Source organism: Streptomyces sp. SAS_281 (genome assembly GCF_052542855.1).
The window spans coordinates 43,472-64,602 of sequence record NZ_JBMNDO010000028.1; the positions used below are offsets into that span (position 1 = coordinate 43,472).

At 72.8% G+C, this 21,131-nt stretch carries 26 protein-coding genes; 7 read left to right on the forward strand and 19 right to left on the reverse strand.

Going from position 1 to position 21,131, the window contains the following annotated elements:
- Window positions 1-99: 99 nt before the first annotated feature.
- The 5 genes from ACN6LM_RS13335 to ACN6LM_RS13355 all read left to right on the forward strand — a co-directional run bounded on the left by ACN6LM_RS13335 (window position 100) and on the right by ACN6LM_RS13355 (window position 5,433).
- A complete protein-coding gene (locus ACN6LM_RS13335) occupies window positions 100-1,197 on the forward strand; it encodes a substrate-binding domain-containing protein (RefSeq protein WP_445065556.1) in 1,098 nt (365 codons plus the stop codon).
- A gap of 107 nt (window positions 1,198-1,304) precedes the next feature.
- A complete protein-coding gene (locus ACN6LM_RS13340; RefSeq protein WP_445065557.1) occupies window positions 1,305-2,633 on the forward strand; it encodes an ABC transporter substrate-binding protein in 1,329 nt (442 codons plus the stop codon).
- A 4-nt stretch (window positions 2,634-2,637) separates the two neighbouring features.
- Window positions 2,638-3,525, forward strand: coding sequence for a carbohydrate ABC transporter permease (locus tag ACN6LM_RS13345; RefSeq protein ID WP_445065558.1), 888 nt, complete (start codon window positions 2,638-2,640; stop codon window positions 3,523-3,525).
- Window positions 3,522-4,376, forward strand: a complete 855-nt coding sequence (locus ACN6LM_RS13350) for a carbohydrate ABC transporter permease (RefSeq protein WP_445065559.1) — start codon at window positions 3,522-3,524, stop codon at window positions 4,374-4,376. The genes ACN6LM_RS13345 and ACN6LM_RS13350 overlap by 4 nt, the downstream gene beginning before the upstream one ends.
- A 28-nt stretch (window positions 4,377-4,404) precedes the next feature.
- A complete protein-coding gene (locus ACN6LM_RS13355) occupies window positions 4,405-5,433 on the forward strand; it encodes a hydroxyacid dehydrogenase (protein ID WP_445065560.1) in 1,029 nt (342 codons plus the stop codon).
- Between the two features lie 28 nt (window positions 5,434-5,461).
- On the opposite strand, the gene ACN6LM_RS13360 is transcribed toward ACN6LM_RS13355, so the two are convergent.
- From ACN6LM_RS13360 to groES, 5 genes are all read right to left on the reverse strand, one after another.
- Complete coding sequence (locus tag ACN6LM_RS13360) at window positions 5,462-5,944, reverse strand: hypothetical protein (protein ID WP_445065561.1); 483 nt, start codon at window positions 5,942-5,944, stop codon at window positions 5,462-5,464.
- Window positions 5,945-5,956: 12 nt separating this feature from the next.
- Window positions 5,957-6,316: an ArsR/SmtB family transcription factor gene (locus ACN6LM_RS13365; RefSeq protein WP_445065562.1), complete on the reverse strand. Its 360-nt coding sequence runs from the start codon at window positions 6,314-6,316 to the stop codon at window positions 5,957-5,959.
- Window positions 6,313-6,762: an SRPBCC domain-containing protein gene (locus ACN6LM_RS13370; RefSeq protein WP_445065563.1), complete on the reverse strand. Its 450-nt coding sequence runs from the start codon at window positions 6,760-6,762 to the stop codon at window positions 6,313-6,315. Before ACN6LM_RS13370 ends, ACN6LM_RS13365 begins: the two co-directional genes overlap by 4 nt.
- A 178-nt stretch (window positions 6,763-6,940) precedes the next feature.
- On the reverse strand, window positions 6,941-8,563 hold the full coding sequence (gene groL, locus ACN6LM_RS13375; RefSeq protein ID WP_445065564.1) for a chaperonin GroEL: 1,623 nt from the start codon (window positions 8,561-8,563) through the stop codon (window positions 6,941-6,943).
- Between the two features lie 101 nt (window positions 8,564-8,664).
- Window positions 8,665-8,973 carry a co-chaperone GroES gene (gene groES, locus ACN6LM_RS13380; protein WP_018101172.1) on the reverse strand — a complete coding sequence of 103 codons (309 nt, stop codon included), beginning with the start codon at window positions 8,971-8,973 and terminating at the stop codon, window positions 8,665-8,667.
- A gap of 294 nt (window positions 8,974-9,267) precedes the next feature.
- Between groES and ACN6LM_RS13385 the strand changes: the two genes are divergently transcribed.
- Window positions 9,268-9,684: a DUF6234 family protein gene (locus ACN6LM_RS13385; protein WP_445065565.1), complete on the forward strand. Its 417-nt coding sequence runs from the start codon at window positions 9,268-9,270 to the stop codon at window positions 9,682-9,684.
- Here the strand turns inward: ACN6LM_RS13385 and ACN6LM_RS13390 are convergent.
- The 7 genes from ACN6LM_RS13390 to tsaB all read right to left on the reverse strand — a co-directional run bounded on the left by ACN6LM_RS13390 (window position 9,675) and on the right by tsaB (window position 14,564).
- Window positions 9,675-10,658, reverse strand: coding sequence for a polysaccharide deacetylase family protein (locus ACN6LM_RS13390; protein WP_445065566.1), 984 nt, complete (start codon window positions 10,656-10,658; stop codon window positions 9,675-9,677). The two genes, ACN6LM_RS13385 and ACN6LM_RS13390, sit on opposite strands and share 10 nt — an antisense overlap.
- Before the next feature lie 135 nt (window positions 10,659-10,793).
- Entirely contained in the window at window positions 10,794-11,459 is a 666-nt protein-coding gene (locus ACN6LM_RS13395) for a hypothetical protein (protein WP_445065567.1), read from the reverse strand.
- Window positions 11,460-11,505: 46 nt separating this feature from the next.
- Window positions 11,506-11,976 (reverse strand): VOC family protein, encoded by a 471-nt coding sequence (locus tag ACN6LM_RS13400; RefSeq protein WP_445065568.1) that lies wholly within the window; start codon window positions 11,974-11,976, stop codon window positions 11,506-11,508.
- Between the two features lie 80 nt (window positions 11,977-12,056).
- Window positions 12,057-12,329: a hypothetical protein gene (locus ACN6LM_RS13405; RefSeq protein ID WP_445065569.1), complete on the reverse strand. Its 273-nt coding sequence runs from the start codon at window positions 12,327-12,329 to the stop codon at window positions 12,057-12,059.
- Entirely contained in the window at window positions 12,326-13,426 is a 1,101-nt protein-coding gene (tsaD, locus tag ACN6LM_RS13410) for a tRNA (adenosine(37)-N6)-threonylcarbamoyltransferase complex transferase subunit TsaD (protein WP_445065570.1), read from the reverse strand. Before tsaD ends, ACN6LM_RS13405 begins: the two co-directional genes overlap by 4 nt.
- Window positions 13,426-13,929: a ribosomal protein S18-alanine N-acetyltransferase gene (gene rimI / locus ACN6LM_RS13415; RefSeq protein ID WP_445065571.1), complete on the reverse strand. Its 504-nt coding sequence runs from the start codon at window positions 13,927-13,929 to the stop codon at window positions 13,426-13,428. The genes tsaD and rimI overlap by 1 nt, the downstream gene beginning before the upstream one ends.
- Entirely contained in the window at window positions 13,926-14,564 is a 639-nt protein-coding gene (gene tsaB / locus ACN6LM_RS13420; protein ID WP_445065591.1) for a tRNA (adenosine(37)-N6)-threonylcarbamoyltransferase complex dimerization subunit type 1 TsaB, read from the reverse strand. Before tsaB ends, rimI begins: the two co-directional genes overlap by 4 nt.
- 224 nt (window positions 14,565-14,788) lie before the next feature.
- On the opposite strand from tsaB, the gene ACN6LM_RS13425 reads away from it, so the two are divergent.
- Window positions 14,789-15,334, forward strand: coding sequence for a hypothetical protein (locus ACN6LM_RS13425; protein WP_445065572.1), 546 nt, complete (start codon window positions 14,789-14,791; stop codon window positions 15,332-15,334).
- A gap of 15 nt (window positions 15,335-15,349) precedes the next feature.
- On the opposite strand, the gene ACN6LM_RS13430 is transcribed toward ACN6LM_RS13425, so the two are convergent.
- The 7 genes from ACN6LM_RS13430 to ACN6LM_RS13460 form a co-directional block, all read right to left on the reverse strand.
- On the reverse strand, window positions 15,350-15,556 hold the full coding sequence (locus ACN6LM_RS13430) for a hypothetical protein (RefSeq protein ID WP_445065573.1): 207 nt from the start codon (window positions 15,554-15,556) through the stop codon (window positions 15,350-15,352).
- A gap of 134 nt (window positions 15,557-15,690) precedes the next feature.
- Complete coding sequence (gene tsaE, locus ACN6LM_RS13435; protein ID WP_445065574.1) at window positions 15,691-16,242, reverse strand: tRNA (adenosine(37)-N6)-threonylcarbamoyltransferase complex ATPase subunit type 1 TsaE; 552 nt, start codon at window positions 16,240-16,242, stop codon at window positions 15,691-15,693.
- Entirely contained in the window at window positions 16,211-17,422 is a 1,212-nt protein-coding gene (locus ACN6LM_RS13440; protein WP_445065592.1) for an alpha/beta fold hydrolase, read from the reverse strand. Before ACN6LM_RS13440 ends, tsaE begins: the two co-directional genes overlap by 32 nt.
- Before the next feature lie 53 nt (window positions 17,423-17,475).
- Window positions 17,476-18,624: an alanine racemase gene (gene alr, locus ACN6LM_RS13445; protein ID WP_445065575.1), complete on the reverse strand. Its 1,149-nt coding sequence runs from the start codon at window positions 18,622-18,624 to the stop codon at window positions 17,476-17,478.
- Window positions 18,625-18,676: 52 nt separating this feature from the next.
- Window positions 18,677-19,063 (reverse strand): DUF488 domain-containing protein, encoded by a 387-nt coding sequence (locus ACN6LM_RS13450; RefSeq protein WP_445065576.1) that lies wholly within the window; start codon window positions 19,061-19,063, stop codon window positions 18,677-18,679.
- A gap of 42 nt (window positions 19,064-19,105) precedes the next feature.
- Window positions 19,106-20,572, reverse strand: coding sequence for an NAD(P)H-hydrate dehydratase (locus ACN6LM_RS13455; protein ID WP_445065577.1), 1,467 nt, complete (start codon window positions 20,570-20,572; stop codon window positions 19,106-19,108).
- Between the two features lie 186 nt (window positions 20,573-20,758).
- Window positions 20,759-21,127, reverse strand: a complete 369-nt coding sequence (locus tag ACN6LM_RS13460) for a holo-ACP synthase (protein ID WP_445065578.1) — start codon at window positions 21,125-21,127, stop codon at window positions 20,759-20,761.
- Window positions 21,128-21,131 lie beyond the last annotated feature (4 nt).

Consider the following 21,131-nt stretch of genomic DNA (forward strand, 5'->3'; position numbering starts at 1 on the left):
CTGAGTAGCGAATGATCGAAACTTCCGTCAATCGATCACAGTGGATTAGGGTCTGGCGAGCCGAGCCACCACATCGCGATTTGCAAGGGGACTGCCGCCGTGCGCGAGAGTGCAGCTGAACGTCATGACCGACTTCTGGCCCTGGTACGGGAGCGCGGCTCGGCCCGTGTCTCCGATCTGGCCGGACTGCTGGGGGTCTCCCCCGTCACGGCACGACGTGACGCCGAGGCGCTGGCCGAGCGCGGACTGCTGGACCGGGTCCACGGCTCGGTCTCCTGGCCCCGGGACGCGTCCGCCCCCGCGGCCCCCGGACCGGGCGGCGGCCCGGTGCTCGGGCTGATCGCCCCCTCGGCGACGTACTACTTCGCCGAGGTCATCCGGGGTGCGCACGAGGCGGCCGCGCGTGCCGGGGGCCGGCTCGTGCTGCGGATCTCGGACTACCGCCCGGAGGGGGACCGGGCGCGCGCCGAGGGGCTGCTCGCCTCCGGGGCCGACGGGCTGCTCATCGCCCCGGCCTGGCGGGGCGCCGAGGACCAGGCGGCGTACGGGGACTGGATGGCGGAGCTGCCGGTGCCCGCCGTGCTCCTGGAGCGCACCCCGGCGCCCGGGTCGCCGCTGGACGGCCTGGACCGGGTCTGCTCCGACCACCGGCACGGGGTGCTGCTCGCGGTGCGCCATCTGATCGGCCTCGGCCACGGCACCCCGCTCCTGGTGGCCCGCGCCGACAGCCCGACCGCGCTCGCCGTGCGCTCGGGGTACGAGGACGCCCTGGCGGTGCTGGGGCTGGCCGACGGCGCCCCGGCGATGATCGGGACCTCCGGGCCCGAGGTGGACCCGGAGCGCTTCGAGGAGGCGGTGCGCGAGGTGCGCGACGCGGTGGTCTCCGGCCGGGCCACGGCGGTGGTGGCGCACAACGACGTGGACGCGATCCACCTGGTGCAGCGCCTGTCCGAGCTGGGCGTGCGGGTGCCGGAGGACCTGGCGGTGATCGCGTACGACGACGAGGTGGCGGCGCTGGGCGACATCCCGCTCACCGCGGTCAGCCCGCCCAAGCGCCACGTGGGGCGGTACGCGACGGAGCTGCTGCTCGGCCGGCTCGGTTCCGGGCGGGACGGTTCCGGACGGGACGAGGACGAGCCGGGCAGGCATCTGGCGCTGCTGCCGCGGCTGCGGGTGCGGGCATCGACCGCTCGATAACTTTCTGATCTTTTCTCGATCAATCAATCTTTCGCTCTTGACTTCGGTCATCGGTGGACCAAGGATCACGCCCAACGTCCCTGTCACCGTCGACTCAGGAGCCCGTCGTGAACCGCAGTTGGAGCAGAACGACTCTTTCCATAGCCGGAGCCGTCACCGCCCTCGCCGTCGTCACGGCCTGCGGCGGGAGCGGGGACGAGTCCGGGGGCGGCGGCACCGGCACCGCCGCCAAGCCCGTGACCATCACCTTCTGGGGCTGGGCCAAGGGCACCAAGGAGGTCGTGGACGCGTTCAACGCCTCGCACGACAACATCCGCGTGAAGTTCGAGGAGACCCCGTCCGGAAACGCCGGCGGCTACGCCAAGATCTCCAACGCGATCAAGGCGGGCAACGCCCCGGACCTGGTCTCCGTCGAGTACCCGCAACTCCCCGAGTACGTCAGCCAGGGCGGGTTCCAGGACATCGGCGCGTACCTCACCGACGACGTGAAGAAGAAGTTCCTCCCGCAGGCGATCGAGCAGACGACGCTCGGCGGCAAGAGCTGGGCCGTCCCCTTCGACGCCGCGCCGCAGGCGTTCTTCTACCGCAAGGACCTGTTCACCAAGTACGGCATCGACGTCCCCAAGACCTGGGACGCGTTCAAGTCCGCCGCCGAGAAGGTGAAGAAGGCCGACTCCAAGGCCCGCATCGGCACCTTCTTCCCGGACGACCCGACCACCTTCGAGGCGATGGTCTGGCAGGCCGGCGCCCAGTGGTTCAAGGCCGAGGGCGACACCTGGAAGGTCGACACCACCGACGCCGCCTCCACCAAGGTCGCCGACTACTGGCAGGGCCTGGTGGAGGACGGCCTGGTCCGCACCGACGCCTCCTTCTCGCCCGCTTGGACGAACTCCCTCAAGACCGGCTCCACCATCGGCTACCTCGGCGCCTCCTGGGGCGGCGGCGTCCTCGGCGGCACCCTGCCCGAGCAGAGCGACAAGTGGGCCGTCGCCCCGATCCCGACCTGGGACGGAAAGCCCGCCGGCGGCATGCTCGGCGGGACGACCTTCGCCGTACCGAAGAACAGCGGGAAGGCCGCCGCGGCCGTCGAGTTCGCGACCTGGATGACCACCACGGAGGACGGCATCAAGGCCCGTATCTCCTCCGGCACCTCCAGCGCCTTCCCGGCCGCGCTCGCCCTGCGCCCGGCGGCCAAGAAGGCGTTCGACACCACGTTCTACGGCGGCCAGGACATCTACCAGGTCTTCGAGGACGGCGGCGCCGCGATCAAGCAGGGCTGGACCTGGGGCCCCGCGATGGGCACCACCAACACCACGCTCAAGGACCGCTTCGGCAAGCTCGCCGGGGGCGGCACCACCATCCCCGACGCCGTGAAGGCCGCCCATGACGCGACCGTCGCGGAGCTGTCGAAGCGCGGCCTGAAGGTCGAGGGCTGACCGGATGAAAGCCCGCACCCGCGCCGCCGCGGCCCTGCTGACCCCGTTCTTCGTCCTGTTCACCGCGGTGATGCTGATCCCGATCGGCTACGCGGTCTGGCTCAGCCTCTTCACCGAACAGCAGTCGGGACTCGGCTTCGGCGGATCCGAGACGGTCTTCACCGGACTCGGCAACTACACGGCGGCGCTGGGTGACCGGGTCTTCCGCGACGGCTTCCTCGTCCTCCTCGGCTACTGCGCCGTCTACATCCCGCTGATGGTCGGCGGCGCCCTCGGGCTCGCCCTGCTGCTCGACTCGGCGCTCGCCCGCGCCCGGCGCTTCTTCCAGCTCGCGCTGTTCCTGCCGCACGCCGTGCCGGGCATCATCGCCGCGATGATCTGGCTGTACCTCTACACGCCCGGCCTCAGCCCCGTCGTCTCCGCGATGCACTCCGGCGGCATCGGCTTCGACTTCTTCTCGCCGGGCGGCGCGCTGCCCTCGATCGTGAACATCGCGCTGTGGGAATGGCTCGGCTACAACATGGTGATCTTCTACGCCGCCCTCCAGGCCATCGACCGCTCGGTGCTCGAAGCCGCCACGGTGGACGGGGCGGGCGGCGGGCGCATCGCGTTCAGCATCAAGCTCCCGCTGATCCGGTCCTCGGTCGTGATGGTCGTGCTCTTCACGATCATCGGCTCGCTCCAGCTCTTCACCGAGCCGCTGATCCTCAACACCGGCTCCGGGTCCGCCGTCTCCTCCTCCTGGACACCGAACATGTACGCATACACCGCGGCCTTCGCCCGCAACGACTTCGGGCTCGCGGCCGCCGCCTCCGTACTCCTGGCGCTCACCGCCGCCCTGCTGTCCTTCGTCGTCACCCGCCTGACCGGCCGGAAGGGCGCGCGCGCATGAGCACCACGACCCGCAAGAACCCCTGGCTGTCCAAGGCGGCCGTCAACGGAGCGCTGCTGCTGGCCGTCCTCTACATGCTCTTCCCGCTCGTCTGGCTGGTCACCGCCGCCACCAAGGACACCGGCTCGCTGCTCGCCGGGGACACCTTCTCCCTCAAGGGCTTCGACCTCTCGAAGAACCTCTCCGACATCGCCTCGTACGGGGACGGCGTCTACTTCCGCTGGTACGGGAACAGCCTGCTGTACGCGGGAGTGGGCGCCGCGGTCTGCTCGCTGATCTGCGTCGCCGCCGGGTACGCCTTCGACAAGTACGAGTTCCGGGGCAAGGAGAAGCTGTTCGGGCTGGTCCTGCTCGGAGTGCTCGTACCCACGACGGCTCTGGCCCTGCCGATGTACCTGCTGGCCAGCAAGCTCGGCATCGTCAACACGTACTGGTCGGTGCTGATCCCGGTCCTGGTGAACCCCTTCGGCGTCTATCTCGCCCGGGTGTTCTCCGCCGGCTACATCCCGGGCGAGGCGCTGGAGGCCGCGCGCATCGACGGCGCGGGCGAGCTGCGCACCTTCTTCTCCATCGGGCTGCCGATGATGATGCCGGGGTTCGTGACGGTCTTCCTCTTCCAGTTCACCGCGATCTGGAACAATTTCTTCCTCCCGCTGGTGATGCTGTCGGACCGCAAGCTGTTCCCGCTGAGCCTCGGCCTGTACTCCTGGAACACCAACACCCACAGCGAGCCGGGCTTCTACCCGCTCGTCGTCACCGGGTCCCTCCTCGCCGTCATCCCCCTGATCGTCGCCTTCGTCTCCCTGCAACGGCACTGGAAGGCGGGACTCACCGCCGGCAGCGTCAAGTAGGCCCCATCCCAAGGGAGTCGTTCACACCATGCAGTCCACCCCGGACCCCCGCCCCACGGTCCTGCTCGCCATGGCCCCGGACATCCACGAGCGTCTCTTCGAGCCGCGCCACCGCGACCGGCTCGCCGCCCTCGCGCGTACGGACCCGGCCCTCGTCGCCCACGACCTGGCCGCCCCGGACCCCCGCGTTGCCACCGCCCTCGCCGAGGCCGAGGTCCTGTTCACCTGCTGGGGCGCCACCCCGCTCACCGAACCGGTCCTCGCCGCCGCGCCCCGCCTGAAGGCGGTCGTCCACGCGGCCGGCTCCGTCAAGCACCACATCACCGACGCCTGCTGGGCGCGCGGCCTCGCCGTCTCCTCGGCGGCCGGGGCCAACGCGCTGCCGGTGGCGGAGTACACCCTGGCCACGATCCTGCTCGCCAACAAGCGCGTCCCGCACTCCGCGCAGGTCTACCGCGAGGTCCGCGCCGACCACGACTGGCGCGCCGAGCTGGACGGGGCCGGCAACTACCGCCGCACGGTGGGCATCGTCGGCGCCTCCCGCATCGGCCGCCGCGTCATCGAGCTGCTCCGCCCGTTCGACCTGGCGGTCCTGCTGTACGACCCCTTCGTCACCCCGGAGGAGGCGGCGCGCCTCGGCGTCGAGCCGGCCACCCTGGACGAGCTGTGCGCCCGCGCCGACGTCGTCTCCGTGCACGCCCCCCAGCTCCCCGGGACCCACCACATGATCGGCGCCCGCCAGCTGTCGCTGATGCGGACCGGCTCGACGCTGATCAACACGGCCCGGGGCTCCCTGATCGACGAGGCGGCCCTCCTGCGCGAACTGGTCCCGGGCCGGCTGCACGCCGTACTCGACGTGACGGACCCCGAACTGCCGCCCGGCGACTCCCCGCTGTACGACCTCCCGAACGTCCTCCTGACCCCGCACGTGGCGGGCTCCCTCGGCAACGAGCTGCACCGGATGACCGATCACGCGCTGGACGAGCTGGAACGGTACGTCCAGGGCCGCCCGTTCGCGGAGCCGGTGCACCCGTCGGTGCTGGACCGGTCGGCGTGACGTCGGGGCATGCGCGGAGGCCCTGGCTTCACGTGTGCCCGGGGGTGGCGGCGCGAAGATCGAGGAGCTGTCGCGTATGCACGGGCACGTGGTCTTCGGCGAGGCCGCCCACGAGGCTCGCCAACGGCATCGGCCGGTCCAGCACGACTGTGTCATGGGAGAGGAGGAGCGTCGGCACCAGGACCGAGGCGGCCTCCTCGTCGAGCCGATCGGCGATGTCGCACAGGACGGTGGCCTGACTCCGGACATGGTCGATCAGATCCGCCCGGCCCGCATGCTCCGTGATGATCCGGCCGAGATTCCAGGTGTCGAGGGAGACCCGGTTGTCGAAGGCGGGCCGTGAGCCGGCGACGACCGCCAGGGCGACCGCAGCGATCGAGGCGTCGACGCTGAGGAGATGGGCCAGGATCTCGTCGGCGTTCCACCCTCCGTCGTCGGCGTCGCCGAGGCCGGGGAGGGCCGCCGCTTCGAGCAGCTTGTCGTAGGCGCTGCGAAGTGCTCTCGTGTCCATAACGTGCTTCCTTCACTCGGGGCGTGTTGGCTTCGAATCCCGTTCCGCCGCCTCGGCGACGCGCTTGATGGTCGCCAGCCGCCGGTCCCAGGAGGCCGCCAGCGAGGCCATCCACCGCGCCGTCGCGTCGAGCGCCGCGGGCCGTACCGCGTACCGCACCTCGCGTCCGACCCGGCCGCCGGAGACCAGCCCGGCGGCCTCTAGGACGGCGAGGTGCTTGACCACCGCCTGCCGGGAGACGGGAAGCCGTCCGGCGAGCGTCGTGGCCGTGGCCTCGCCCTGTGCGGCGAGCAGATCGAGCAGTCGGCGCCGCGTCGGGTCGGCGAGCGCGGCGAGGACACCGTCGACGGCCTCGGGACGTCCCTCCGTCACGCGGCGGGCTGTGCTTCGGCACGTCCCTTGAGCGCGCCGAGCTCCAGGGGCCAGCCTCCGGCGTGGTCCTTCAGATTCCGGCTGCGCAGCTCCTCGGAGGCGGCCAGCGCCGCGAACCCGCTCTCGACCACGCGCAGCCGCGTCTGCTCGCCCTCCGGGGTCAACGTGAACTCCACGAGGGTGCTGTTGTCCTCGCGCAGCTCTTCCCCGGGGAACGCGCTGGTCCAGCGGTACGCCAGGTACGTGGGCGGCTCGACCGTCTCCACCCGCACCGGGAAGTCGCCGTGCTCGGTGTTCCTCGCCGTCATCGACTCGCCCTCCTTGGCCACGGTGCCGGGCAGACTCGCCTTGTCGGCCACCCAGAACCCGGGTTGGGCCACCAGCGACCAGACCCGCTCCAGGGGCGCCGCGATCAGAGTTTCGCGTTCGATCCGGTCCTCGCTCATGAGGGCTCCTTCGTCGTCACCATCGGATGCAACTACAGGGTTGCACCTCGCGCGTTCAGGCGCAACCCGAAGGTTGCGCCTGAACCGACACCGCACGGCGGGAGGCGGCCCCCTCGCGGTCGCCGCAACGCGAAGAGGCCCGGCCCCCTGAAGGGACCGGGCCTCTTGGCGCTACGCGTCAGTGCGAGTGACCGTGACCGTGGCCGGCCTCCGGCTCGTCCTCGGCCGGCTTCTCGACGACCAGGGTCTCGGTCGTGAGCAGCAGCGACGCGATGGACGCGGCGTTCTCCAGGGCGGAGCGGGTGACCTTGACCGGGTCGATGACGCCGGCCTTCACCAGGTCGCCGTACTCGCCGGTGCCGGCGTTGAAGCCCTGGCCCTTGTCGAGCTCGGCGACCTTCGAGGTGATGACGTAGCCCTCGAGGCCGGCGTTCTCGGCGATCCAGCGCAGCGGCTCGACGGCGGCGCGGCGGACGACCGCGACACCGGTGGCCTCGTCGCCGGTCTTGCCGAGGTTGCCCTCGAGGACCTTGACGGCGTGGACCAGTGCGGAGCCACCACCGGAGACGATGCCCTCCTCGACCGCGGCGCGGGTCGCGGAGATGGCGTCCTCCAGACGGTGCTTCTTCTCCTTGAGCTCGACCTCGGTGGCGGCACCGACGCGGATCACGCAGACCCCGCCGGCCAGCTTCGCCAGGCGCTCCTGGAGCTTCTCGCGGTCCCAGTCGGAGTCCGTGGCCTCGATCTCGGCCTTGATCTGGTTGACGCGGCCGGCGACCTCGTCGGCCTTGCCGCCACCGTCGACGATGGTGGTGTCGTCCTTGGTGACGGTCACGCGGCGGGCGGAGCCCAGCACGTCCAGACCGGCCTGGTCGAGCTTGAGGCCGACCTCCTCGGCGATGACGGTCGCACCGGTGAGGGTGGCGATGTCGCCGAGCATGGCCTTGCGGCGGTCACCGAAGCCCGGCGCCTTGACGGCGACGGCGTTGAACGTGCCGCGGATCTTGTTGACGACCAGGGTCGACAGGGCCTCGCCCTCGACGTCCTCGGCGATGATCAGGAGCGGCTTGGAGCCACCGGCCTGGATGACCTTCTCCAGGAGCGGCAGCAGCTCCTGGATCGAGCCGATCTTGCCCTGGTGGATCAGGATGTACGGGTCGTCGAGGACGGCCTCCATACGCTCCTGGTCGGTCACCATGTACGGGGACAGGTAGCCCTTGTCGAAGGCCATGCCCTCGGTGAAGTCGAGGTCCAGACCGAAGGTGTTGGACTCCTCGACGGTGATGACACCGTCCTTGCCGACCTTGTCCATCGCGTCCGCGATGAGCTCGCCGACCTGCGGGTCCTGCGCGGAGAGCGCGGCCACGGCGGCGATGTCGGACTTGTCGTCGATCGGGCGGGCGGTCGCGAGGAGCTCCTCGGACACGGCCTTGACGGCGGCGTCGATGCCCTTCTTCAGTGCGGCCGGGGAGGCGCCGGCGGCGACGTTGCGCAGACCCTCGCGGACGAGCGCCTGGGCGAGGACGGTGGCGGTGGTGGTGCCGTCACCCGCGACGTCGTTGGTCTTGGTCGCCACCTCCTTCACCAGCTGGGCGCCCAGGTTCTCGTACGGGTCGTCCAGCTCGACCTCGCGCGCGATGGTGACACCGTCGTTGGTGATGGTGGGGGCACCGAACTTCTTGTCGATGACGACGTTGCGGCCCTTGGGGCCGATCGTCACCTTCACCGTGTCGGCAAGCTTGTTGACGCCGCGCTCAAGGGCGCGACGGGCGTCCTCGTCGAACTTCAGGATCTTCGCCATGGAGCTGAACTGTTCCTCTCAAAACACGAACTGCGCCCCTGCCGCCCGGCTGTTGGTTCGCAGGGGGCCAGGGGCGCAGAACAGAAGCAAACGTGGGTGAATTACTTCTCGATGATCGCGAGGACGTCGCGCGCCGAGAGGACGAGGTACTCCTCGCCGTTGTACTTCACCTCGGTGCCGCCGTACTTGCTGTACAGCACGACATCGCCGGTCTTGACGTCGAGCGGCAGGCGCTCGCCGTTCTCGAAGCGGCCCGGGCCCACGGCCAGGACGACGCCCTCCTGGGGCTTCTCCTTGGCGGTGTCCGGAATAACCAGGCCGGAGGCCGTGGTCTGCTCGGCGTCGAGCGGCTGGACCACAATGCGGTCCTCGAGCGGCTTGATCGCAACCTTGGAGCTGGCGGTCGACACGATCCGGTCTCCCCCTTCGGAGATCTCACGGGGTTTAACAGTCTTTGGGGTGGCGACCAGGTGGGCCCGTCGTCGCGGGTGCCGGACCTGCCGGTCGCGCAGTACTGCTGGCACTCTCCAGTGAGGAGTGCCAGCACTGAGACTATGACCGCGATTAGCACTCGGTCAAGCGGAGTGCCAATTCACGCCCCTCGTGGCGTAGGCGGGAGCCGTACGGCTGCGGCTGTGCAACGTTCCGGACACCGTAGGGACAACGCGGGGGACGTCCGGACCGTTCCGGTGGACGGTGGCGGCATGCGCATACGAACCCCCGGCCCGGACCGCCCGGCCCCCTCGCGTCCCGGTCCGGTGGCGACCGGCTGCCTCGACGTGGTGCTCGGGGTGCTGCTCACCGCACTGGAGGGGGTGATCAGCGTGTTCTTCTTCTTCGTGCACACGGGCTCCGACCCCCGGCCGCCGAACCCGGACATGGCGGAGGCCGGACCGCCCGGGATGGACTGGTCCGGCACTCTCACCCTCGCCACCATCACGGTGGTGGCCTGTGTGATCGGCGTGGTGCTGCTGCGCCACGGGCTGCCGATCGCGGGCGTCGTCCAGCTGATCGGCGCATGCCTGCTGCTGGTCCTCACGCTGACGGCCTGGCACGACGCCGACAGGGAGGCGCACTCCGGGCCCGGGGACGCCCGCGCGTACGCCGCTTCCTATACGTAGTCCTCCAGGCGGGCCACGGCGTACCCCTGGTCCGTGATGACCTTCATGACGGACCGGACCAGGTCGGGCATGCTCCCCTTCCAGTCCGCCTTGCCCCGGAAGTGCGTGAGGACGATGTCGCCGGGGTGCAGCTTCCGGTCCTCCTCACGCCACTCCATGTGGTCGGGGAACGCCTCCGCCGCCCACAGCGGCACGGCGGTGATGCCGCAGGACTTGGCGACCTTCAGCGTGTCGGTGTTGTAGTTGCCGTACGGCGGCCGGAAGAGCCGGGGCCGCTTGCCGAACTGCTCCTGGAGGATGTCCTGCTCGCCGCAGATCTCGCGCTTCTGCTCGTCGTGGGAGAGGCCCGGCAGATAGCGGTGGTTGAGCGTGTGGTTGCCGAGCACGGTCCCCCGGGACTGGGCGTCCTTGAAGTACGTGTAGTCGTCGCGCACCAGGTAGTCGGTGAGGAAGGCGCTGTACGGGATGTTGAGCTCCGACATCATCTTCAGCAGCTCGGGGTCCTTGTCGTCCCCGTCGTCCATCGTCAGGAAGACGACCTTGTCCGTGGTGGGGACCCGGGTGAAGACCGGTGGGAGCGAGTCGTCCTGGCCCTCGACCTCGAAGCCCTTGCGGGTGGTGAGGTGGGGCTTCTCGGCGGGCGGAACGGGCGCCGCGAGCGGCGTGCCCACCAGGCCCCACTTCTTGGCGGCGACCGCGCGGGCGGCCTGGGCGAGCCTGGCCCGCTCCGCCTGCGCCGCGCGGGTGCCGAGCGCCCCGGCCGCCGGTTCCGCCTGCGGGCCCGCCGCGCCCGCCTGGCCGGCCTGGAGCTTCGCACTCCGGGCGGCGCCCGCGTCCTCGCCCCCGGCCGCGCAGCCGGACGCGGCGGCGGCGACCAGAAGCGCGGCGAGGACCGCGTAACCCGGCCTGCGCCGCAGGCGGCCCCGTGCCCGCTGCCGCCCGCCCGTCACCACGCCCGGTTCACGACCATTCATGGCCAATTTGTCCTTTTGTCGTACTGGCTGCATGGCGCCGGATCCTGCCAGTACGTGACGGGGCATCGGCTCCGACACCGCCGCCGGGCACGCACGGTCCCCCGGGTGGCTCACACCGGGGCGGCCGAAAGGACTTCAGCGGTGGACGCCGCCGCCCTGCGCGACCGGCGCGGGCCGCACGGCCTCCCCGGCCAGCGTCCGCACGATCCAGCGCCGGTGCCAGAACGCCTTGAAGACGCCGACGAGCCCGACGATCCAGGCCAGCAGTCCGAGCCCCATGATCAGCACCATCAGCCCGTACGTGTCCTCGCCCCGGACCGCCCCGGCGGGCACGACGAAGCAGAGGTACAGCCCCAGCGCGCCGAGCACGAAGGAGGGCAGCAGCCACCCCAGCGTCGTGCCGGGCAGCCGGAGTCCGGCGTCGCGGGCGGGGTCGCGGTCCAGCCCGCCCCACTGCGTGAGCAGCCGGCGCACCGCCGCGTCCCGGCGCAGCCCGACGACGACCAGGATCACCGCCGGGACGAGGGCGGCGGCGCCCACCGCGAGCATCACCACGCCGACGATCGCGCTGACGGCGTCGTACGACTCCTCGAAGGTGACGATCGCCGTCCCGATGAACGACCAGCCGATCGCGCCGACCACCCCCCACAGCCACAGCAGCCCGAGCCGGCCGGGTCCCACGTGCGCCTTCACCAGCACGCCGAGCAGGAAGGACCGGTCGGCGCGCAGCGCGTCCCGGTCGGGCCAGGCGCGCACCTCCACGGGCGGCGGGGGCGGCGGCAGTACGAATCGAGGGGACATGGGCCGACCCTATCGAGCGCCCACCGCCCCAAGTCCCGCGTGGGGATCAGGCGTTGCGGATGGCCTCGACGTCCAGGCGCTTCATGCCGAGCATGGCCTTCATCGCGCGGGCGGCCTTCTCGGGGTCGGGGTCGGTCAGGGCGTCGACGAGGCCCGGCGGGACGATCTGCCAGGAGAGGCCGTACTTGTCCTTGAGCCAGCCGCACTGGCTCTCCTGCCCGCCGCCGGAGGTGAACTCGTTCCACAGCCGGTCCGCCTCCTCCTGCGAGTCGCACTCCACGGAGAGCGAGACGGCCTCGGTGAAGGTGAACTCCGGCCCGCCGTCGAACGCGATGTACTCCGCGCCGTCCAGCTGGAACCGCACGGTCATCGCCTTCCCGGCCTCGCCGGGGCCCGCGGCGGTCCAGCGGGTGGTCTCCAGGACGCGCGAGTCGCCGCCGACGACGGAGACGTAGTAGTCGGCCGCTTCCTCGACCAGGTCCTTCGCGAACCACAGGAACGTGGTGACCTTCTGCATGGTCCTCTCCTCACGTACAGGGGCAAAGTGTCGTGAAGGGTAGACCGCGCGGGCGCCCGGAACTCATCGACGTGCCGTGGCTAGACGGCTCCCAGCGATTCGAAGCGCCAGCGGTGGACCGGCCGGGTGACGAGGTCCGGGCCGGGCTCGGGCAGCTCCGGGAGCTCGTCGGCGTACGCGCCCTGCCACCAGGTGATGACGAGGACCCGGTCCTGCGGGGCGCGCAGCAGCTCGCTGCGGAGCGGGGGGCGAGGCAGGCCGGCGGCGCGGGCGCGGGCCCACTCCGCCAGTTCGCCGCCCCGGCCCTCGGCGGCGCGGGCCTCCCACATCAGGGCGGTGACCGGGGCGCTCATGAGTAGAGGTTGTCCTTGCTGATCTCGTGCACGTGGTCGTGGTCGTGCGCGTGGGCGCCCGGGACGTGGGTCTCGGTGACCGGCAGCGAGGAGTCGGCGGACAGCTCCAGGTCGGAGGCGGGCCGGTTGCGGGCGACCATCTCGGCGCCGAGCGCGGCGACCATGGCCCCGTTGTCGGTGCACAGCTTGGGGCGGGGCACCCGCAGCCGGATGCCGGCCCGCTCGCACCGCTCCTCGGCGAGCGCGCGCAGCCGCGAGTTGGCCGCGACGCCGCCGCCGATCATCAGGTGGTCGACGCCCTCGTCCTTGCAGGCGCGGACGGCCTTGCGGGTGAGCACGTCCACCACGGCCTCCTGGAAGGACGCGGCCACGTCCCGGACCGGCACCTCCTCGCCGGCCGCCCGCTTGGCCTCGATCCAGCGGGCGACGGAGGTCTTCAGGCCGGAGAACGAGAAGTCGTACGCCGGGTCGCGCGAGCCGGTCAGGCCGCGCGGGAAGGCGATGGCCGCCGGGTCGCCCTCCCTGGCGAGCCGGTCGATGACCGGGCCGCCGGGGAAGCCGAGGTCCAGGACCCGGGCGATCTTGTCGAACGCCTCGCCGGCCGCGTCGTCGATGGTCGCGCCGAGCGGCCGTACGTCGTTGGTGATGTCCGGCGCGAGCAGCAGCGAGGAGTGCCCGCCGCTGACCAGGAGCGCCATGGTGGGCTCGGGCAGCGGGCCGTGCTCCAGCTGGTCCACGCAGATGTGGGACGCCAGGTGGTTGACCCCGTACAGCGGCTTGTTCAGCGCGTACGCGTACGCCTTGGCGGCGGAGACGCCGACGAGCAGGGCGCCCGCGAGGCCGGGCCCGGCGGTGACGGCGATGCCGTCCAGGTCCCGGCCGCTGACCCCGGCCTCCTTCAGGGCGCGCTCGATGGTGGGGACCATCGCCTCCAGGTGGGCGCGGGAGGCGATCTCCGGGACGACGCCGCCGAAGCGGGCGTGCGTGTCGACGCTGGACGCGACGGCGTCCGCGAGGAGCGTGGTCCCGCGGACGATGCCGACCCCGGTTTCGTCGCAGGAGGTCTCGATGCCGAGTACGAGGGGTTCGTCAGCCATCAGTGGGTCCCGTTTTCTTCTGCTTCTTCGTGTACGTGGTGGCGCATGACGAGCGCGTCGATGTTGCCCGGCTGGTAGTAGCCGCGGCGGAAGCCGATCGGTTCGAAGCCGAAGCGCTCGTAGAGCTTCTGGGCGCGGGTGTTGTCGACGCGGACCTCCAGGAGCACCTCGGCGCACTCGAAGGCCGTGGCGTGCCTGAGCAGGTCGGTCAGGAGCTCGGAGCCGAGCCCGCCGCCCCAGTGGTCGCGGGCGACGGCGATCGTCTGCACGTCGGCGAGGTCACCGTTGGCGGCGAGGCCCGCGTACCCGACGATCCGGCCGGTGCCGGGCTCCTCGGCGACGACGTATCGGCGGGTGGCCGCCGGGCCGCGCGCGTACGCCAGCTCGGACCAGAACATGCCCGCCGACCAGGCGTCCTCCGGGAACAGCTCGTGTTCGAGGGCGAGCACGGGGTCGATGTCCCACCAGCGCATCTCGCGCAGCACCGCGGTCGTGACGGTCACTTCGGGGTGACCACCTTGTAGTTCTTCGGGACCTGCGCGTCGGGCCTGCGCAGGTAGAGCGGCTGCGGCGGCAGCAGCTCCTCGCCGGCCGCGAGGCGTTCGGCGGCGAGGCCCGCCAGGGCGCCGGCCGCCAGGTGTTCGGGGCCGCGCGCGTCCGGGAACGCGTCGGGGTAGAGCACCGCGCCCGCGCCGACGACCGGCAGGCCCGCGAGCCCGTCCGCGATGTCGGCGGGCCGGTCGACGGAGGGTCCGGCGGTGCGGGTGCGGGCGTCCTCGTACCGCGCCCAGTAGACCTCCTTGCGGCGGGCGTCCGTGGCGACGGCGAAGGGGCCGTCGAGCCCGGCGGCGTACGCGAGGCCGTCCAGGGTGCACAGGCCGTGCACGGGCACGGAGAGCACCGAGCCGAAGGTGGCGGCCGTCACCAGGCCGACGCGCAGTCCGGTGTAGGGGCCGGGGCCGACGCCCACGACGACGTCCGTCACGGCGTCGAGTTCCACCCCGGCGTCCGCGAGGACCCGGTCGACGGCGGGCAGCAGCAGCTCCCCGTGCCTGCGGGCGTCGACCTGCGCGGATTCGGCGACGACGCGGGTCCCGTCGTGCAGGGCGACGGTGACGGCGGGGGTGGCGGTATCCATTGCGAGCAAGAGCACGCAAACAGCCTACGGCTCCGGCGCGGCCCGCCCCGCGCCCCGTACGGCATCCCGGCCCGGGCGGTCCCGGCTGCTACCGTCACCGGGTATACGCGGAGTACGTGTAAACGCTTGTACGACTTACGGTTCGCGTACGGCGTACGGTCCGCGCCTTCCGGCACACGACAGCGAAAGAGGCACGCACGGTGGCAAGGGGCAGCTCGGGAATCGTGGCCGCGCTCACCGCGGCGGCCGTCGCGGCGGTCGGCTTCCTGGCCTACCAGGCTTCCGCCCATGTGCCGGACGACCTGGGCGCGAAGCCGAAGGCGTCGGTCAGTGCCTCGGCGTCCGCCCCGGCCGGCGGGCAGGGCAAGGCCAAGCCGAAGAAGGACCCGCTCGCCGTCCCCGCCGGCTCCGGTACCGGGGCGCGGGTCGTCTACGCGCTGCACGACCGCCGGGTGTGGCTGGTGGACGCGAAGGGGAAGGCGTCGCGGACGTTCAAGGTGATGCCGAGCTCGGTGCACGCGGTGCCGGGCACGTATCACGTGACGTCGCGCTCGGGCAGCGTGAAGGGCTCCGACGGCGTGCCGATCGAGCACGTGGTGCGGTTCGCCGCGGTGGACGACGTGACGATCGGCTTCAGCGCGGCGCAGGACGGGTCTATGGAGGAGCCGGATCCCACGGTGAAGGCGGGGGGCGTGCGGATGTCCCGGGCCGACGGGGACGCGGTGTGGCGGTTCGCCACGGTGGGGGCGGTGGTGGTGGTCGTCCCCTAGCGGGGGGGGGCGCCCTCAGTCGCCGGACGGGCTCGGGTGTGCCGACCGTCCGGCTTTCGGTGTGCGGGCGGCGTCGACCGGGCGCGCGGGGGTCGCCGGGCGGGACTGGTTGCGTGGCGAGGGCGGCGTCGACACGGCGTTCGCCGCTGCCGTCGCGGCCAGCAGCGTGCTCATGGGGACCGCCGTGCTCGGCGGCTCCGGTTCGCGGTCGGATGTCGGCATGGCGCCTCCTGGGGCTCCGGCTCCGGTGGAAGGCGTGGTTAGGTAGACCTAACCCGCTCTCGTCCTCCATGTCACCACGCCCGCCCCGTCCCGCGCAACATTTTGCCGACACCACGTCGGAAACAGCGGGGCGGTCAGCCCCAGGGCGCCCAGGAATCGTTCCGCAGCCCCGCCCAGCGCGCCCCGAAGCCCACCAGGGTCACCGTGCGGCGCTCGTCGTCCGTGTCCCCGACCGCGCGGTCGATGAACACCTGGAGCCGGTCGTCCGACAGCTCCTCGACCTTGCCGTCGCCCCACTCCACGACCACCACGGACTCCGGGAGCGACACGTCGAGGTCCAGGTCCTCCATCTCGTCGAGACCGCCGCCCAGCCGGTACGCGTCGACGTGGACCAGCGCGGGCCCGCCGGACAGCGGCGGGTGGACACGGGCGATCACGAAGGTGGGGGACGTCACCGCGCCCCGCACCCCCAGCCCCTCGCCGAGCCCCCGGGTCAGGGTCGTCTTGCCGGCCCCCAGCTCGCCGGTGAGCATCACGAGGTCGCCGGGGCGCAGCGCGGCGGCGAGCCGGCGGCCCAGGGCCCCCATCTGTTCGGGGGAGTCGACGGCGAGGCGCACGCTGACGGCGCCGGGGACGTTCTCGTACGCGGTGGCCTCAGTGGCCGCCGGGCTGTTCTGCGGTTCCATGCCCGCCAACGTTAGAGGACTCCGGTACGGCTCCGGCGCGCACCAGCAGGTCCGCGAGCCGGTCGGTCACCGTCTCGGGGTGCTCCAGCATCACCAGGTGCCCGGCGTCCGGGACGATGACCAGTTCCGCGTCGGGCAGCAGGTCCGCGATGGCCTCGCTGTGCGAGCTGGGCGTCACGAGGTCCTTGTCACCGGCCAGGATGAGGACCGGGAGGTCGCGGAAGAGGGGCAGGGTCGCGCTCTTGTCGTGCTCCGCGAAGGCGGGGTAGAACTCGGCGACCACGTCGATCGGGGTGGACTCGATGAGCCGTTCCGCGAACCGCGCGACGGCCGGGTCCACGTCCCGGGAGCCGAAGGAGTACCGCTTGACCAGCCCGGCGAACAGGTCGGCGGTCGCCCGGCGCCCCCGCTCCACCAGCTCCGCCTGCGAGCCGAGCGCCCGCAGCACTCCGGGGAGCACCCGCCGCACGGCGTTGACGCCCATCACGGGCAGCCCGAAGCTGACCTCGTTCAGCCGGCCGCTCGACGTACCGACGAAGGCGACGGCGGCGACCCGGTCGCGGATCAGCTCCGGGTACCGCTCGGCGAGCGCCATGATCGTCATGCCGCCCATGGAGTGGCCGACGAGGACGAGCGGGCCCTCGGGCGCCGCGGCGTCGATGACGGCCTTGAGGTCGCGGCCGAGCTGGTCGATGCCGACGGGCACCCCGCCTTCGGCGCGGGCCTGGGCGTGTCCGCGCTCGGAGCGGCCGTGGCTGCGCTGGTCCCAGTGGACGGTGCGCACGATGCCGCGCAGGGCGGCCCGCTGGAAGTGCCAGGAGTCCTGGCCGAGGCAGTAGCCGTGGCTGAAGACGACGGTGACGGGGGCGGGCTCCTTGCGCCCGAAGAGCCGCCGCCGGCGGGAGCCCGAGGAGCCGGGGTCCTCCGGGGTGTCGACCTCGTCCACCTCGTAGTACAGCCCGGTGCCGTCGTCGGCGGTGGCCCGGCCGGGGGTCCCGCGCAGCGCGCCGTACGGGCCGGTGGCGTCCAGGGCGAGGCGGGCGCGCTTGCGCATGCCCCGGCCGACGGTCAGCCGCTCCACGGCGACCCCGGCCGCGGCCCCGGCGGCGAGCACGCCTATGGCGGCGCCGGCGATGCCCGCCCGGCGCCAGCCGGCACCCGAAGCGGCCGCCGTCGCCATCACGTCACCCGTGCTGATGTCGCTCACCCGTGCCCCGCTCCTCGTGGGTCGTGTCAGTCGGTCGTGGCGCCCAGGTGGACGCGCGGTACCCGGGCGCCGATCCGGGTGACGATCTCGTACGCGATGGTGCCGGCGGCCTCCGCCCAGTCCTCGGCGCTCGGCTCGCCCCGGTCGCCGGGGCCGAAGAGCACCGCCTCGCTGCCCGCCGCCACCTCGTCGCCGTCCAGGTCCACGACGAACTGGTCCATGGCGACCCGGCCCGCGATCGTCCGCCGCACCCCGCCGACCAGGACCGGACCCCGGCCGGACGCGTGGCGCGGGATGCCGTCGGCGTAACCGAGGGGCACCAGGGCGAGGGTGGTCTCGCGGGGCGTCGTGTAGTGGTGGCCGTAGCTGATGCCGTGGCCGGCCGGGACCTGCTTGGTCAGGGCGACGGACGCGGCGAGCGTCATCACGGGGCGCAGCCCGAAGTCGGCCGGGGTGCCCAGCTCGGGGCTGGGTGAGATGCCGTACATGGCGATCCCGGTCCGCACCAGGTCGAAGTGGGACTCGGGGACGGTCAGGGTCGCCGGGGAGTTGGCGATGTGCCGCACCTCGGGCTCGACACCGGCCTTCTCGGCGTACGCCACCATGTCGCGGAAGGTGTCCAGCTGGGCGGTGATCGAGGGGTGGCCCGGCTCGTCGGCGCAGGCGAAGTGGGACCAGAGACCGGTGACCCGGACGGTGCCCGCGCGCTCGGCGGTGCGGGCGGCGGCGACCAGCTCGGGCCAGTCGGCGGGCTGGCAGCCGGCCCGGCCGAGTCCGGTGTCGGCCTTGAGGTGGACACGGGCGGGCCGCCCGGCCGCCGCGGCGGCCCCGGTGACCTCGCGCAGCGCCCACATGCCGCTGACCGACACGTCGATATCGGCCTCGATCGCCTCGCGCCAGGGCCCGCCCGGGGTCCAGAGCCAGCACAGCATCCGTCCGTCGAGCCCGGCGGCGCGCAGGGCCAGGGCCTCCTGCGGGGTCGCGGTGCCCAGCCAGGCGGCGCCCGCCTCCCGTGCGGCGCGCGCGCAGGGGACCGCGCCGTGCCCGTAGGCGTCGGCCTTGACCACGGCCATGAGGTGCGCCCCGGCCGCCCGGGCGCGCAGGACGCGCACGTTGGCGCGGAGTGCGGCGAGGTCGATCTCGGCACGGGCTCGCAAGGACGCTGTCTCGTTCATATCGCGCCCAGTTTCTCATTGCCGCCCGCGCGGGCGGGTCCGGCGGGGCGCTTCAGCGGTGGCGCAGCTCGTGTTCCAGGTGGTCGGCGAGGACCGGTACGTGGCTGTGCTCGACGTCCTTGACGGCCGTCACGAGCGTCACCGGGCCGCCCTCGCGGACCAGTCCGGCCAGCTCGTCCACGGCCGCCGCCTCCGCCGGACCGGCGAGTTCGGCCCGGTAGCGCTCGACGAAGGCGTCGTAGCGGGTGCCGGAGCGGTCCTCGTGATACCAGGTGCGCAGCTCGTCCGACGGGGTGAGGTCCTTGAGCCAGCGGTCGATCGCGGCCTTCTCCCTGGACACCCCGCGCGGCCACAGCCGGTCCACCAGTACGCGGGTGCCGTCGCCCTCCTCCACCCCGTCGTACACCCGGCGCACGCGCACGTCACCGCTGCTGCTCACGGCCGGTCACCTCTCCTCGGCGGTCGTTCTCCTCAGCTTCGCTCAGGCGCGGACGTCCCGCCACGCCCCGGGGATCGCGTCGGCGACGTCCATCGCGGCGAGCGGGGAGCCGTCGGCCGCGCGGCGGGCGGCGAGCCCGTGCAGATAGGCCCCGGCGGACGCGGCGTCGAGCGGGGCGAGCCCGGCGGCGAGCAGGGACCCGGTGAGGCCGGAGAGCACGTCGCCGCTGCCGGCGGTGGCCAGCCACGGGGTGCCGGTCGGGTTGACGCGGACCGGGGTGTGCGGGGTGTCCGTGGCGACGAGGGTGGTCGAGCCCTTGAGCAGCACCGTGGCGCCGAACCGCCCGGCCAGCTCCCGTACGGCGGCAAGCCGCCCGGCCTCGACCTCCTCGCGTGCCACGCCGAGCAGCGCGGCGGCCTCCCCGGCGTGCGGGGTGAGGACGGTGGGCGCGGTACGGCCCCGGACCACGTCCGGGTCGAGGAGCCGCAGCCCGTCCGCGTCGACCAGCACCGGCACCTCGGTGGCCAGCACGTCGGAGACGGCCGCCACGGCCTCGGTGCCGTCGCCGAGCCCGGGGCCGACGACCCACGCCTGCACCCGCCCGGCCTCGGAGGGGCGGCCCGCGTGGACCAGGGTCTCCGGGTGCCGGGCGATGACCGCCTCACCGCCGGGGCCCGCGTAGCGCACGGCGCCCGCACCGCCGCGCAGCGCCCCGGAGACGGCGAGCACGGCGGCGCCCGGGTAGCGCGTCGATCCCGCGGCGATGCCGACGACACCGCGCCGGTACTTGTCGCTCTCGGCGGCCGGCACGGGCAGCAGCGCGGCCACGTCCGCGTACTGGAGGGCTTCCAGGTCGGGCACCTCGGGGAGTTCGGGCCCGAGCCCGATGTCCACCAGGCGCAGCGCCCCGGCCCGTTCGGCGGCCGGGTCCACGAGCAGCGCCGGCTTGTACGCGCCGAAGGTGACGGTGGCGTCCGCGCGCACCGCTTCGCCGGTCACCTCGCCGGTGTCCGCCTCGACCCCGCTGGGCAGGTCGACGGCGACGACGGGCGCGCCGTGCGCGGTGTACTTCCGGACCAGCCCGGCGGCCTCGGGGCGCAGTCCGCCGCGTCCGCCGATGCCGGTGACGGCGTCCACGACGAGGTCGATGCGCCCGGCCCAGTCCGCGTGGGCGGTGCTCTCCGCACCGTCGACCACGCGTCCGCCCGCCGCGAGCAGGGCCGCGCTGCCGCCCTCGTGGGCCCGGCCCGGGGCGACCCGCACGGCGACCACGCCCGCGCCGCGCCGGGCGAGCCGGGCTCCGGCGTACAGGGCGTCGCCGCCGTTGGCGCCGGTGCCGACGAGGAGGACGACGCGGGAGCCGTAGACCCGGCCGGCCCGGCGCAGCAGATCGGCGCAGGCGGCGGCGAGCCCGGCGGCGGCACGCTGCATCAGCGCCCCTTCGGGGAGCCGTGCCATGAGAGCCCGCTCGGCGGCCCGTACGGTGTCAACGCTGTAGGCGGTACGCATGCCTTCCAACGTACGCAGGTTGAGAACCCCACGCAGGCGATGGGCGGCACCGCCGAGCGGCGACCGGCCACGTCAAGCCCGTCCGGCGAGCACTCACGACGGCGACCGGCCACATCGAGCCCGTCCGGCGATTGAGGACGGAACCGGCCCGCCGGAGCACCCGAGGCCACAGGGGCGGAGCCCCCGTCACCCCTCCGCGATCACCACCGCGGACGCCACCCCCGCGTCGTGGCTGAGCGACACATGCCACTGCCGCACCCCCAGCTCCGCGGCGCGGGCCGCCACCGTGCCGCGCACCCGCAGCCGCGGCTGCCCGCTCTCCTCCACGTACACCTCGGCATCCGTCCACAGCAGCCCGCCGGGCGCGCCGAGCGCCTTCGCCAGGGCCTCCTTCGCGGCGAACCGGGCGGCCAGCGAGGCGATCCCGCGCCGCTCGCCGCTCGGCAGCAGCAGCTCCGCCGCCACGAACAGCCGCGAGGCGAGTTGCGGCGTACGCTCCAGTGCCGCGTCGAACCGCTCGATCTCCGCCACGTCGATCCCGACCCCGATGATCACGTAC